Raw genomic sequence first — 13,185 nt, 5'->3', positions numbered from 1 at the left:
CCCGGTCCCGTGCTGGCCAGGTCGCCACCATAACCGCAGGTCAGCCGGTCACGGCAGGCAAGCCTCCACCCACTTTGCTTGAATGCCCTTGACCCACCAGGGTCCGCTGCCCGCCGCTCAGACCAGCAGCGCCAACCAGCCACGGGAGGCTGTCGTGACGACACCCCAGGTGACCGACCTGCACGAGGTCGCGGGACGACTGCTGGGCGAGGCGCAACGGGCCGCCTCCGGCCGGGCCGCCGAGACCATCGTGTCCGGGTCGGTCCAGCGCTCCACCGTCATCGCGCTGACCACCGACGCCGAGATGGGCGAGCACGACTCGCCCCCTGCCGCGCTGCTCCACGTCATCACCGGGCGGGTCCGCCTCAAGACCTCCGACGAGGAGTGGGTGCTGGGGGCCGGACAGGTCGTGGCGGTGCCGCCCCGTCGCCACGGACTCGACGCGCTCGAGGACTCGGCCGTGCTGCTGACCGTGGCCCTCCACGGCTGAGCCGGGACCTGCCCCCATGCGAACAGCCGGCCGGCGCTGGCTCGGGATGCTGGGTGTCGCGGCCGCGCTGTTCGTCGTCCTCGACCTGGTCTGGCTCACCGTCGTGGCGACATCCCTCTACGACCGGCTCCTGGGCGACCTGCTGGCCGAGGAACCGAACACAGCCGCGGCCGTCGGCTTCTACGTCCTCTTCCTGCTCGGGCTCACCCACTTCGTCATCCGGCCGGCCGTGGAGCGCGACTCGCTCGCGCTGGCCGGTCGCGACGGCGCCTTCTTCGGCCTGGTGACCTACGCGACCTGGGACCTGACGAGCCTGGCCGTGCTCGAGGGGTTCCCTGCCGCACTGGTGCCGGTCGACCTGGCCTGGGGGGCGTTCCTGGCCGCCGCCGTCAGCGCGGGCACGGTCGCGGTGTGGCGCGGCATCACCCGTCGCCGGGCACCCGCAGGTCGCTGACCGCATAGGCGTATGCCGCGGCCTCAGCGACCGCCCGGCAGGTCAGCTTCGCGGGCGGGCGACGGTGACGTGTGACGGTCGCCTCCACGACGGCGGGCATCGGGCCGTGCCCGGCCAGGCGCACCCGCCACGCATCGGGACCGGTGGCCGTGACGGTGTCACCCACCAGGTCGCGGGCTCCGCCCGGCCCGAGCTCGGCGTGCGCCGCCACGATCGCCGCCTGCACCACCGGTGGCTCGGTGCTGAGCCCGCGCAGGTGCCCGGCGCTGACGGTCCCCGACAGGTGCGCCTCCGCGACCGGGACGGCCGAGGCAGCGGACAGGTTGCCGTAGCAGGCCCCGTCGGGCAGGACGACCAGGTTGGCGGCGAAACGGTCGCCTCCGACGTGCGAGCACTCCCAGGTGGCCTGCGGCCACCGGTCGGCCAGCGCTGCGGCGACCGGGCGGCCGCGCACCGCGCAGCAGGTGTCGTGGAGGCCGTGGGCACACACGAGCAGCAGCGGCTCCTGCGGTCCGGTCGCGACGACCTCCCCGGCGAAGACGTCGGCAGCCGGCGCGAGGTCATCGCCCGTCTCCCAGGTGCCCCACTGCTGGCCCGCGTCGTGGTCGACGACCGCCCACGCCTTCGGCCCGTCGAGCCGGCGGCGGCCGTGCCGTCGGACGAGGAGCACGCGCGCTCCCCGGGAGCGGGCCAGGGCCTCGAGCCGGGCACCGAGGGGCGGTGGGATGAGCCGGCTCTGCAGCGCATGGGTGGCCCAGGGCGCGGTGTACTCGATGAGCAGCCAGCGCCGCGCCGGGGCGGCCGTGCCGACCATGGGGTCACCGCGCTCCCGGGCGGCGGTCGCGCAGTGCGCCGGGTTCATCGGGTCGCGGTCGCGCTCATGCCGGGACCGCGACGCCCTGCAGCAGGAGCTGGCGAGCCAGGCCCTCCCCCAGGTCGGACACCAGGGCGCTCCCCTCGTCGAGGAACCGTCGCACTCGCTCCACGTCCGCCTCGGCGACCCTGGCCTCGCCCGCGCGACTGGCCAGCACGGCATACCCCTTCCGCACCGGGCCCAGCCGGGCAGCGAGGTGGGGGCGCACGCGCAGCTGCCCGTCGGGCGTCAGCGTCTCGGCGGCGCGCAGCTGGGCGAGCGGTCGCACCGGGCCGGGGCGCTGGGCGTCGCGGACCCGTCGCGCGAGCGCGCCGGACAGCTCGGAGGCGTCGATCTCGCCGACCGCCCGCAGCACGGCCGCGCGCACCAGCTCGAGGTCGCCGGCCCACTCGCCGGGGTCGGAGGCGTCCACACCCAGCGGCAGGGAGCGGCGCAGCGCGGCGTCCTCGGCGACCCGGGCGAGGGCGACCCTCAGCACCTCGTCGGCGAGGTGGTGCCGGGTCCACGGGTGGACGCCGATGGTCAGGTGGGTGCTGACGGCACCGAGGGCGGTGGCCGAGTGCAGGAAGCCTCGCGGCAGGTAGAGGCAGTCGCCGGGCTCGAGGGTGGCGTCGACCAGCGGCTCGCGGGTGGCGGCCCGCTCGACGTCGGCTCGCCGGTCGGTCCACGGCTGGTCGCGCAGCGGGAGGGGGTGCACCGGCGGGCGGATGCGCCAGTGCTTGCGGCCCTCGACCTGGAGCACGAAGACGTCGTGCACGTCGTAGTGGTCGCTGAAGCCGGTGTTCTGCGCCGGTGTGACGTAGGCGTTGACCTGCACCGGGTGCCCCAGGTCGGCCGCCAGGTCCTGCGAGAAGGCCACGACCGGCTGCCAGGTGCGGTGCAGGCCCTGCAGCACCATCGTGGCGCCGTCGGCGAACTGGCGCAGCAGGCGGTCGTCGCTCAGCTGGTCGGCGATGCCGGCACCGATGCCCCCGCCGCTGGTGAAGGAGCGCTCCGGCAGGGTGCTGCCGTCCTTGGCCATCCGCAGGAACGGGGTGCGCAGCCCGCGCTCGGACACCAGCTCGTCGACGGCATCGTTCGAGAAGAGATCGGTGAAGGGCGCCGGCAGGTCACCGGCCCGGGACAGCAGCGGCTCGCTGCCCCAGTAGCTCTCGGCGAACTCCTCGGTCGTGCAGGAGACCAGGCGCGACAGCGCAGGGTGCCCGTGCTGCACGGGCACCCTGCGCGGCTCGGTGGCGGTCACCTAGGCGCCGGAGTCGGCACCGCCGTCAGCACCACCATCGGCACCGCCGTTCGCGCCACCGTCCGCGCCACCATCGGCGCCACCGTCCGCGCCACCATCGGCGCCACCGTCCGCGCCACCATCGGCGCCACCGTCCGCACCACCATCGGCACCGCCATCAGCGCCGCCGTCGTGGCCCATCGGGTTCGCGCCGCCGTCGGCCACGCCCTCGCCCATCTCGTCCATGGGGGTCTCGCTCATCGTCGTTCTCCCATCTGCACCGGGGCGCCTCACTGCGCCGCGCTCCCTCTTCCTACGCCAGGTCAACGGGCCCCGCCACCGGAACAGCAACGGACGTCGGCAGCCCGGCGCCCCTTAAGGAGTTGGCAAGGGTTTGCCGCCAAACCCCCTGTCGCCGCCCCACGCCCCTACAGTCCAGCCACCGCACACACGACGCAGGGGGAACCAATGGGGATCGACCGCGCACTCACCGCTGCCGCCGCAACGGCCGCAGCTGTCGCACTCGTGGCGAGCGCAGCACCGGCACAGGCAGCGAACTCGTATGTGGCGCTGGGGGACTCGTACTCGTCGGGCACAGGCACCCGCAGCTACATCGATGACGGCACGTCGTGCCAGCGCTCCGTCTACGCGTACCCGTCGCTGCTCGCGTCGAGCAAGGGCCTGACCCTGAACTTCCGCGCCTGCTCCGGCGCCACGGTGGCCGACGTGACCAACACCCAGCTCGGGGCGCTCGGCTCGGGCACCACGCACGTCACCATCTCGGTGGGCGGCAACGACGCCGGGTTCGCCGACGTGCTCACCGAGTGCGCCCAGCCCGGGTGGATGAGCGACTGCAACGGCGCCATCGACGACGCGCAGCACATCATCAACAACGTGCTGCCGGGCCGGCTCTCGACGCTCTACTCCTCGATCCGCGCCAAGGCCCCGAACGCCAAGGTCACCGTGGTCGGCTACCCGCGCATCTTCAACGGCGAGGACTGCAACGCGGCAACCTGGTTCTCCCCCACCGAGGAGTCCCGCCTCAACGCCACAGCCGACCTGCTCAACAGCCGCACCTCGACGCAGGCCTCGAACAAGGGGTTCGCATTCGCCAACCCGACGTCGGTCTTCGTCGGCCACGCCGTCTGCGACGACCCGGAGTGGATCAACGGTCTGTCGAGCCCGGTCAGCGAGTCCTACCACGCCAACCGCCCCGGCCACGCCAGCGGCTACGCCGTCGTGGTCAGCCCCAAGCTCGTGGGCACCTCGTACACCGGCGGTAGCGCCGCGCTGGCCAAGGCTGTGTCCAGCGCCGACTCGCTTGCGGCCCAACAGCGCTCGTATGCCGCGCTGGATGCTTCAGTCACGCCGAAGGAGTTCGTGGCGCCCGACCTCACCAGCCCGCGCGCCAAGGCCGCGGCGAGGGCCGCCGGGGTCGACCTCACCAACCGCGCCAGCATCGACGCGGCCGACCGTGCGTGGTCGCAGCGCCAGGCGCAGGAGTGGGCGAGCCGGTGAGCTGAGGGGGAACGTCAGGCGCGGGTGCCCGGCTCGAGCCGGGCACCCGCCTCGACCACGGCGTTGCGGGCGATCCTGCTGTCACGGGCGATGAGCGTGATGTCCTTGTCCCGCGGGCGGTTCGAGGGCGCGACGGCCCCGACCCGGGCTCCCCGGCCGATGAGCACGTTGTCGTCCACGATGCACGTGCGCACCTCGGCGCCGGCCTCGACCACCACGTCGCCGAAGAGCACGCTGTCCTCGACGACGGCACCGGCCTGGACGACGGCGCCCGGACCGAGCACCGACCGCACGACGCGGCCGCGCACGTCGCAGCCCACACCCACGACGCTGTCCTCCACTTCGGCTCCCGCACGCACGACACCGGGCGCCCGGTCGGGTGAGCGGGTCATCACCGGGTGCTCGAGGTCGTCGAGGGCGTCGATGCGCCCGGCGATGAGGTCGCGGTGGGCGGCGAGGTAGGCCTCCGGGCGGCCCACGTCCTTCCAGTAACGACCGATCGGGAAGGCGCGCACGTCGCCCTTCTCGACCAGCCGGGGGAGCAGGTGCTTCCCGAAGTCGCCGAGACCGCTGTCGTCACCGGCCGCCTCGCCCGCCAGCTCGCGGCGCAGGCTGTCGAGGGCGTCGACGAGGGCCGCAGTCCGGTAGACGAAGATCTCCGTCGCCACCGTGGTGCTCGACGGTGAGGAGGGCTTGACGTCGAGGCCGGTGACCCGGCCGTCGGCAGCGGTGTGGACCACGACGTTGTGCCGGGCCTCGGTCCTGCTCGTCTCGGCGGTGACCGCCGTGCAGTCGGCCCCTGACTCCCGGTGGGCCTGCACGACCTCGGCGAGGTCGAGGGCGAAGACGTGGTCGGCGCTCAGCACCACCACCACGTCGGCGCCGGAGCGCTCGATCTCGTCCCGCATCCTCAGCAGGTCGTCGGCGTTGCCCTGCGAGAACCCGCTCTCGACGCCGCTGCCGGCCCCCTCCTCGGGCACCACGCGCCGGAAGCCGCCGCGGGTGCGGTCGAGGTCCCAGGGCCGCCCGCCCGCGATGTGCGGGTCGAGCGAGGCGGCCTGGTACTGCACCGACAGCCAGACGTCGGCGATCCCACTGTTGCTCAGGCTCGACAACGCGAAGTCGACCAGGCGGTAGGCACCGGCGAACGGCAGTGCCGGCTTGGCCCGCTCACGGGTGAGGACGTCCATGCGGCTGCCCTGCCCGCCGGCCTGGACGATGGCGATGACGGACGGACGCGCTCCCATGGGCAAACCCTAAGCGCAGAGCGCTCCGCGCACCCTGCCTGCGCAACGGTCCGACCGGGCGATGGCAGGACCCGCCCGCTCCGCGGTCGACGGCGATGGAAGGGGAGGCCACGATGGACGCCATGCCCCTCTCCAACTCGACGCTCGGTGACCTGGATGCGCGCGTCGCGCGGCCGGCATACGACCGCTCGCAGGTCACTGCGTCGATCGTCCACTTCGGGGTGGGCGGCTTCCACCGGGCCCACAAGGCGATGTACCTCGACCACCTGATGAACGACGGCAAGGCCCTCGAGTGGGGCATCTGCGGCGTCGGCGCGCTGCCGCACGACCGCCGGATCATCGACACCCTCCGCTCCCAGGACGGCCTGTACACGCTGGTCGTCAAGCACCCCGACGGCCGGCGCGAGCCACGCGTGATCGGCTCGGTCGTCGAGACCCTGTTCGCCCCGGACGACCCCGCGGCCGTGATTGCACGACTGGCCGACCCGGTCACGCGGATCGTGTCACTCACCATCACCGAGGGCGGCTACCTCGTCAACCAGGTGACGGGCGAGTTCGACGCCTCCGACCCGTCCATCCAGGCCGACCTCGCCGAGCACGCCACCCCCTCAACGGTGTTCGGATACATCACTGCCGCCCTCGCCCGACGGCGTGACCGGGGGGAGGCGCCGTTCACGGTGATGTCGTGCGACAACCTGCCCGACAACGGCGACGTCGCCAAGCGCATGATCTGCGCCTTCGCCCGTCTCAAGGACCCGGGCCTCGCCGACTGGATGGAGGCCGAGGTCGCCTTCCCCAACTGCATGGTCGACCGCATCACGCCGGTGACGTCGCCGGAGGACATCGACCGGCTCGCCGAGGAGTCCGGCGTCGAGGACGGCTGGCCCGTGGTGTGCGAGCCGTTCGCCCAGTGGGTGCTTGAGGACCACTTCGGCCAGGGCCGACCGCCCTTCGAGGACGCCGGCGTGCAGATGGTGGGCGACGTCGTCCCCTACGAGCTGATGAAGCTGCGGCTGCTCAACGCCAGCCACCAGGCGCTGTGCTACCTCGGCCACCTGTCGGGCTACCGCTACGCCCACGAGGTCTGTCAGGACCCGCTCTTCGCCGACTTCCTCCTCGCCTACATGGAGCGGGAAGGGTCCCCGACGCTGCCCGCGGTGCCGGGGGTCGACCTCGACGGCTACCGCCGCGAGCTCATCGACCGCTTCGCGAACCCCGAGGTGCGCGACACCCTCGCGAGGCTCTGCGCCGAGAGCTCGGACCGCATCCCCAAGTGGCTCGTGCCCGTGATCCGCGAGAACCTCCGCACCGGAGGCGAGATCGAGCGGTCGGCGCTCGTCGTGGCCTCCTGGGCCCGCTACGCCGAGGGCGTCGACGAGAAGGGCGAGCCCATCGAGGTCGTCGACCGCCTCAAGGAACGGGTCATGGCGGCGGCGGCGCGGCAGAAGGACGACCCGCTCGCCTTCCTCCGCGACCGCGACCTGTTCGGCGGGCTGGCCGACGACGAGCGCTTCACGGCCGCCTACACCGCTGCCCTCGACGCGTTGCACACCCGGGGCGCCCGGGCCACGCTGGAGTCCCGGGTCAGCCTCGACCGGCCGGCCACCGCGTGACCGACCACTGCACCGGACCGACCGAGAAGGAGTGCCCGTGCGCGCTGCCGTCCTGAACAGCCCCGGAGAGGTCGAGGTCGTGGAGCGGCCGACCCCCACCCCGGGCCGTAACGAGGTCCTCGTCCGGATCCGCGCCGTGGGCGTGTGCGGCTCCGACACGCACTACTACGACCACGGCCGCATCGGCCGGTTCGTGGTGGAGCAGCCGATGGTGCTGGGCCACGAGTCGGCCGGCGTCATCGAGGGGGTCGGCTCCGAGGTCGACCCGGCCCGGGTGGGCCAGCGGGTCTCTATCGAGCCCGGTGTGCCCTGCTTCACCTGCCACGAGTGCCTGGCCGGCCGCTACAACCTGTGCCCCGACATGGTCTTCTACGCCACGCCACCGGTCGACGGCTCGCTCGCTGAGCTCGCCGTCATCCACGAGGCGTTCGCCCACCCGGTGCCCGACTCGGTGTCCGACGAGGCGGCCGCGCTGCTCGAGCCGCTGTCCGTCGGCGTCTGGTCCTGCCTCAAGGGCGGGGTGGGCCTCGGCACCTCGGTTCTGGTGACCGGAGCCGGCCCCATCGGCCTCGTCGCCGTGCAGGTCGCCCGCGCCTGCGGCGCGGCACAGGTCGTGGTCGCCGACGTGAACCCCCACCGCCTCGTCGTGGCCGCCACCCTCGGAGCCACCGGCACCGTCGATGTCCGGGAGACCAGCCTGGTGGAGGCGTATGCCGGGCGGCCGGGCCCCGATGTGCTCCTCGAGTGCTCCGGACATGCGGGGGTCACCGGCGACGGCATCAGGGCCCTGGCCCGCAACGGCACCGCGGTGCTCGTGGGTATGGGGGGTGACGAGCTACCCCTCCCCCTGTCGGTCGTCCAGGAGCGCGAGCTCACCGTGACGGGGACGTTCCGCTACGCCAACACGTGGCCCACGGCGATCTCCCTGGTCGCGAGCGGGCAGGTGGACCTCGACTCCCTGGTCACGCGGCGTTACCCCCTCGCCGAGACCGCCCGGGCCCTGACCGCGGGCCGTGACGACCCGGAGGCCATCAAGGCCGTGATGCTCCCCCAGGCCTGACGGCAGCAACTGACTGGCACAACTGACGAGCACGACTGACAAGGAGGCCGCGTGGCCACGATGCAGGGGGTCCGCCTCCCCGGGAACAGCACGGTCGAGCACGTCACCGCCGAGGTCCCCGAGCCGGGTCCGGGGCAGGTGCTGCTGCGGATGCGCGCGTCGTCCATCTGCGGCAGCGACATCCGGGCGATCTACCGCGAGCACCTCGGGCAGGGCGCCGAGGCCTACCAGGGCGTGATCGCCGGCCACGAGCCCTGCGGCGAGGTCGTCGAGGTCGGACCGGGCGCGCGCCGCCTGGGCGTGGGCGACCGCGTCGTCGTCTACCACATCGCCGGCTGCGGGATGTGCGACGAGTGCCGTCGCGGGTATGCCGTGGGGTGCCACTCCCCCTTCCGCGCCGCACACGGGTGGCAGCGCGACGGAGGCCATGCCGACTACCTCCTCGCTGAGGAGGCATCCTGCCTCCTGCTCCCGGAGCCGCTCACGTTCGTCGACGGTGCCCTCGTCTCCTGCGGCTTCGGCACCGCCTACGAGGGGCTGCTGCGGGCGGAGGTGAGCGGCCTCGACCGGCTGCTCGTCACGGGTCTGGGCCCGGTGGGGCTCGCCGCGGCGATGCTCGGACGGGCCATGGGTGCTACCTCCGTCATCGGCCTCGACCCGTCGGTGGAGCGCGTGCGCCTCGCAGAGCACCTGGGCCTGGTCGACGTCGGTGTGAGCGATCCGGACACCCTGGCCGACGCTGTCACCGAGTCGACCGGCGGTCTCGGCTGCGAGGTCACCGTCGACTGCTCGGGCAACGCAGCGGCACGGGAGGCCGCGCTGCGGCACACGCGTGCCTGGGGACGCTGTGTCTACGTGGGTGAAGGCGGCACGGTCACGTTCTCCGTGTCAGACCTGTTGATCCACAAGCAGATCCGCCTGCACGGGTCGTGGGTGACCTCCCTGCTGCACATGGAGGAGCTCCTCGATCACCTCGTGCGCTGGGACCTGCACCCGGAGGCGATCGTGACGCACCGCTACCGGCTCGACCAGGCCGACGAGGCCTACCGTGTGGCCGACGCCGGCGTGTCCGGCAAGGTCTGCATCGTCTGGGAGGGCTGACAGGTGAGCAGGACACTGGTGGCCGGGGTGGACTCCTCGACCCAGTCGACCAAGGTCGTGGTGTGCGACGCCGACACCGGCGAGGTGCTGCGCACCGGCCGGGCGCCGCACCCCGAGGGCACGGAGACCCACCCGGACCGCTGGTGGGACGCCTACCGCTCCGCGACCGACGACGGGTTGCTAGACGGCGTCTCGGCGATCGCCGTCGGTGGGCAGCAGCACGGGATGTGCGCCCTCGACGAGCACGGCGCCGTCGTGCGGGACGCGTTGCTGTGGAACGACACCCGCTCCGCCGGAGCCGCAGCCGAGCTGGTGGCCGAGCTCGGCGGCCCCGCCGCGTGGGTGGAGGCGGTCGGGCTGGTGCCGGTGGCCAGCTTCACCGTCACGAAGCTGCGGTGGCTGGCCGAGCACGAGCCGGACAACGCGGCCAGGGTCCACGACGTGGTGCTGCCTCACGACTGGTTGACCGGGCAGATCCTCAAGCAGGGCAGCGGTTTCCGCGGGTGGACCACCGACCGTGGTGACGCCTCGGGCACCGGGTACTGGTCGCCCATCACCGGTGAGTACCGGCCGGACCTGCTCGAGCGGGCATTCGGGCGGGCCGTGGGCACACCCCGGGTGGCTGAGCCGGCCGAGGCCGTCGGCGAGACCGACTCGGGCATGCTCGTCGCCGCGGGCACGGGCGACAACATGGCGGCAGCGCTGGGTCTGGGCATCCTGCCCGGCGACGTCGTCGTGTCACTGGGCACGAGCGGGGCCGTCTTCGGTGAGCACTCCACCCCGGTCTTCGACACCGGCGGCGACGTCGCGAGCTTCGCCAGCGCGGCGGGCGACCACCTGCCGCTCATGTGCACGCTCAACGCGGCGCGGGTGCTGACCGCCGCGGCCCAGATGATCGGCACCGACCTCGCGGGTCTCGACGCGCTCGCCCTGGCGGCCGCGCCCGGAGCGGGCGGGCTGACCCTGCTCCCCTACCTCGACGGCGAGCGCACCCCCAACCTGCCCGACGCCACCGGCACCCTCGGCGGGCTGACCCGGACCAACGCGACGCCGGAGAACCTCGCGCGAGCCGCGGTGGAGGGCATGCTGTGCAACCTCGTCGCGGGGGTGGGCTCGCTCACCGGCCTCGGGGTCCGCGCGGAGCGGGTGCTGCTCATCGGCGGCGCCTCGGCGTCGGCTGCGGTGCGCGGCCTCGCCCCCATGCTGTTCGGCGTCCCGGTCGTGGTGCCGAGCCCCGGCGAGTACGTCGCCGTGGGCGCCGCGCGCCAGGCCGCGTGGGCCCTGCGCGGCGGGGAAAACCCTCCCTTCTGGGAGGTGGGGACCGAGTCCGAGCTCGACCCGCACCCCGGCCCCGAGGGCTCGAAGATCACGGGCCGGTATGCCGCGCTGCTGCGGACCGTGCACGGCCGCTGACCGCACCACCCGACACCCCCACTGGTTCGGGGTGTTGCCGAGCGCAATAGCGTTGGGCAACACCCCGAACCGGGAGAGGGATGTGGTCAGGCGCGGCCGTGGGCGGCGCGGCTGCGGCGACTCAGGGAGTCGACGATGACCGCGAGCAGCAGGACGGCGCCGGTGATCATGTAGCGCTCCGGGGAGCCGAGGTTGATCAGGCTGAGGCCGTTGGAGATCGACTGGATGACGATGATGCCGAGCAGCGCCGAGTAGGCCGAGCCACGGCCGCCGAAGAGGCTGGTGCCGCCGATGACCGCCGCCGCGATCGCGTTGAGGTTGGTGTCGGTGCCGCCACTGCTCTGGTTGGCCGCCGCGAGGCGCGCCGAGGCGAGCAGGCCACCCACGGCCGCCAGCGAGGAGCAGAGCACGAAGACGGTGATGTAGATCCGCTTGACGTTGATGCCCGCGCGGCGGGCCGCCTCGACGTTGCCGCCGACGGCCATGACCGAGCGACCCCAGCGCGTCTTGCGGATCGCGTAGTCCATGATCACGACGAGGGCGACGAACAGCAGGAACATCACCGGCACGCCACGGTCCTGGTTGAGCACGGCGACGGGGATGACCAGCACGAGCAGCAGGAACGCCGAGCGCACGGCGATGTTGACGACCGGCGACGTGGACAGGCCGGCAGCCGCGCGACGGCTGTTGGACCGCAGTCGCAGGAGGAGGTAGGCCACGACGACGGCGACGGCGACGGCATACGCCACGGCGTCGGGGAGGAAGGTCCGCTGCGCGAACGCCACCACCCCAGACTCGAACGGGATGTTGATCGAACCCTCGGCGCCGAGCACCTTGAGCTGGAGCCCGAGGAAGCCCAACAGGCCGGCGAGGGTGATGACGAAGCTGGGGACGCCGAACCGCGTGAAGAGGGCGCCGTAGGAGAGGCCGATGACGGCGCCGGCGAGCACCGCCGCGGCGATCGCGACGAGGGCGGGCCAGCCGTTGCTCACCATGCCCACCGCGAGGATGGCCGACGCCAGGCCGCTCACCGACCCGACCGACAGGTCGATCTCGCCCAGCAGCAGCACGAGCACGATGCCCAGGGCGATGGTGCCGGTGGCCGCGCTCTGCAGGGCGAGGTTGACGAGGTTGCGGCTGGACAGGAACGCGTCGTTCTGGCTCTGGAAGACCGCCCAGATGACGATGAGCCCGATGACCACGGGCAGGGAGCCGAGGTCGCCGGTGCGCAGTCGGGAGAGGAAGACCTTCACCCAGCCACCGACCCCCTGCGAGGCGATGAGCCGCTCGTCCTGGAGGTCACTGGGCAGCGCAGCGGTGGTGTCGACGGCCTCGGAGGCGGGGGCGGCCTTCGGCTCGGTCGGGATGCTCATGACTGCTCTTCCTTCGTGGCGCGGCGGTGGGCCCGCTCGGAGACGGCGTTGGTCGTGGCCCCGGTGATGGCCGCGATGATGTCCTGGCTGGTGGTCTCGCTGACGTTGAACGTGCCGTTGTTGCGGCCGAGCCGCAGCACGGTCACGCGGTCGGCGACGGCCATCACGTCGGACATGTTGTGGCTGATGAGGATGACCCCGTGGCCGTTCTCGCGCAGCCGCTCCACGAGGTTGAGGACCTCCGCCGTCTGGGCGACGCCGAGGGCGGCGGTCGGCTCGTCGAGCATGACCACCTTGGGGTCGCCGAGCAGTGAGCGGGCGATGGCGACCGTCTGCCGCTGGCCTCCGGACAGGCTGGCGACAGGGATGCGCACCGACGGGATCTTGGCGCTGAGCTGGCGCAGCAGCCGCCAGGACTCCTTCTCCATGGTCACCTCGTCGAGGGCGCGGCCGTGGTAGAGCTCGCGCCCGAGGAAGAGGTTGGCGACGACGTCGAGGTTGTCGCAGAGGGCGAGGTCCTGGAAGACGGTGGCGATGCCGAGCTGCTGGGCCTCCGCGGGTGAGTTCACGGTGGCCGGCTTGCCGTCGAAGTACATGGTGCCCTCGTCGGGGGTGTAGACCCCGGCGATGGCCTTGACGAGGGTGGACTTGCCGGCGCCGTTGTCTCCGACCAGCGCCACCACCTCGCCGGATCGGACGTCGAAGTCGATGTCCTTGAGCGCTTGGACGGCGCCGAAGCGCTTTGAGACACCCTGCATCGACAGCACGGCGGTGGTCGCCGGGGCAGTGGTCGTGGTCATGTCAGTCCTCTGGGTGGGAT

At 72.7% G+C, this 13,185-nt stretch carries 13 protein-coding genes; 7 read left to right on the top strand and 6 right to left on the bottom strand.

What is annotated here, in order from left to right; all coding sequences use genetic code 11:
* The first annotated feature begins 154 nt into the window (after positions 1–154).
* Positions 155–490: a LuxR family transcriptional regulator gene (locus P0Y31_RS03605; RefSeq protein WP_275866687.1), complete on the top strand. Its 336-nt coding sequence runs from the start codon at positions 155–157 to the stop codon at positions 488–490.
* Positions 491–506: 16 nt separating this feature from the next.
* Complete coding sequence (locus tag P0Y31_RS03600) at positions 507–944, top strand: DUF2177 family protein (RefSeq protein ID WP_275866686.1); 438 nt, start codon at positions 507–509, stop codon at positions 942–944.
* On the opposite strand, the gene P0Y31_RS03595 is transcribed toward P0Y31_RS03600, so the two are convergent.
* From P0Y31_RS03595 to P0Y31_RS03585, 3 genes are read right to left on the bottom strand one after another with little or no spacing between them, the layout of a single operon-like run.
* Entirely contained in the window at positions 913–1,806 is an 894-nt protein-coding gene (locus P0Y31_RS03595) for a sucrase ferredoxin (RefSeq protein ID WP_275866685.1), read from the bottom strand. The genes P0Y31_RS03600 and P0Y31_RS03595 overlap by 32 nt on opposite strands.
* Positions 1,807–1,822: 16 nt before the next feature.
* Entirely contained in the window at positions 1,823–3,061 is a 1,239-nt protein-coding gene (locus P0Y31_RS03590; RefSeq protein WP_275866684.1) for a cupin domain-containing protein, read from the bottom strand.
* Positions 3,062–3,301 (bottom strand): hypothetical protein, encoded by a 240-nt coding sequence (locus P0Y31_RS03585; protein WP_275866683.1) that lies wholly within the window; start codon positions 3,299–3,301, stop codon positions 3,062–3,064.
* A 207-nt stretch (positions 3,302–3,508) separates the two neighbouring features.
* Here P0Y31_RS03585 and P0Y31_RS03580 point away from each other — a divergent pair, with 207 nt between their 5' ends.
* A complete protein-coding gene (locus P0Y31_RS03580; RefSeq protein ID WP_275866682.1) occupies positions 3,509–4,558 on the top strand; it encodes an SGNH/GDSL hydrolase family protein in 1,050 nt (349 codons plus the stop codon).
* 14 nt (positions 4,559–4,572) lie between these two features.
* Here P0Y31_RS03580 and P0Y31_RS03575 read toward each other — a convergent pair whose 3' ends face one another.
* Positions 4,573–5,805, bottom strand: coding sequence for a sugar phosphate nucleotidyltransferase (locus P0Y31_RS03575; protein ID WP_275866681.1), 1,233 nt, complete (start codon positions 5,803–5,805; stop codon positions 4,573–4,575).
* A 113-nt stretch (positions 5,806–5,918) separates the two neighbouring features.
* On the opposite strand from P0Y31_RS03575, the gene P0Y31_RS03570 reads away from it, so the two are divergent.
* The 4 genes from P0Y31_RS03570 to P0Y31_RS03555 are packed head-to-tail and all read left to right on the top strand — an operon-like array spanning position 5,919 to position 10,992.
* Positions 5,919–7,418, top strand: coding sequence for a mannitol dehydrogenase family protein (locus P0Y31_RS03570; protein WP_275866680.1), 1,500 nt, complete (start codon positions 5,919–5,921; stop codon positions 7,416–7,418).
* Positions 7,419–7,455: 37 nt separating this feature from the next.
* On the top strand, positions 7,456–8,478 hold the full coding sequence (locus tag P0Y31_RS03565) for an NAD(P)-dependent alcohol dehydrogenase (RefSeq protein WP_275866679.1): 1,023 nt from the start codon (positions 7,456–7,458) through the stop codon (positions 8,476–8,478).
* Between the two features lie 60 nt (positions 8,479–8,538).
* Positions 8,539–9,579, top strand: coding sequence for a zinc-binding dehydrogenase (locus P0Y31_RS03560; RefSeq protein WP_275867092.1), 1,041 nt, complete (start codon positions 8,539–8,541; stop codon positions 9,577–9,579).
* A 3-nt stretch (positions 9,580–9,582) separates the two neighbouring features.
* Entirely contained in the window at positions 9,583–10,992 is a 1,410-nt protein-coding gene (locus P0Y31_RS03555; RefSeq protein ID WP_275866678.1) for an FGGY family carbohydrate kinase, read from the top strand.
* Positions 10,993–11,078: 86 nt separating this feature from the next.
* On the opposite strand, the gene P0Y31_RS03550 is transcribed toward P0Y31_RS03555, so the two are convergent.
* Positions 11,079–12,365, bottom strand: a complete 1,287-nt coding sequence (locus P0Y31_RS03550; RefSeq protein ID WP_275866677.1) for a sugar ABC transporter permease — start codon at positions 12,363–12,365, stop codon at positions 11,079–11,081.
* Entirely contained in the window at positions 12,362–13,165 is an 804-nt protein-coding gene (locus P0Y31_RS03545; protein ID WP_275806204.1) for an ATP-binding cassette domain-containing protein, read from the bottom strand. Before P0Y31_RS03545 ends, P0Y31_RS03550 begins: the two co-directional genes overlap by 4 nt.
* Positions 13,166–13,185: the final 20 nt, after the last annotated feature.

The sequence above is a fragment of the Knoellia sp. 3-2P3 genome (genome assembly GCF_029223115.1).
Taxonomy (GTDB): domain Bacteria; phylum Actinomycetota; class Actinomycetes; order Actinomycetales; family Dermatophilaceae; genus Pedococcus_A.
The sequence above is the reverse complement of the archived record's forward strand: the minus strand, read 5'-3'. Positions and strand labels throughout refer to the sequence as shown.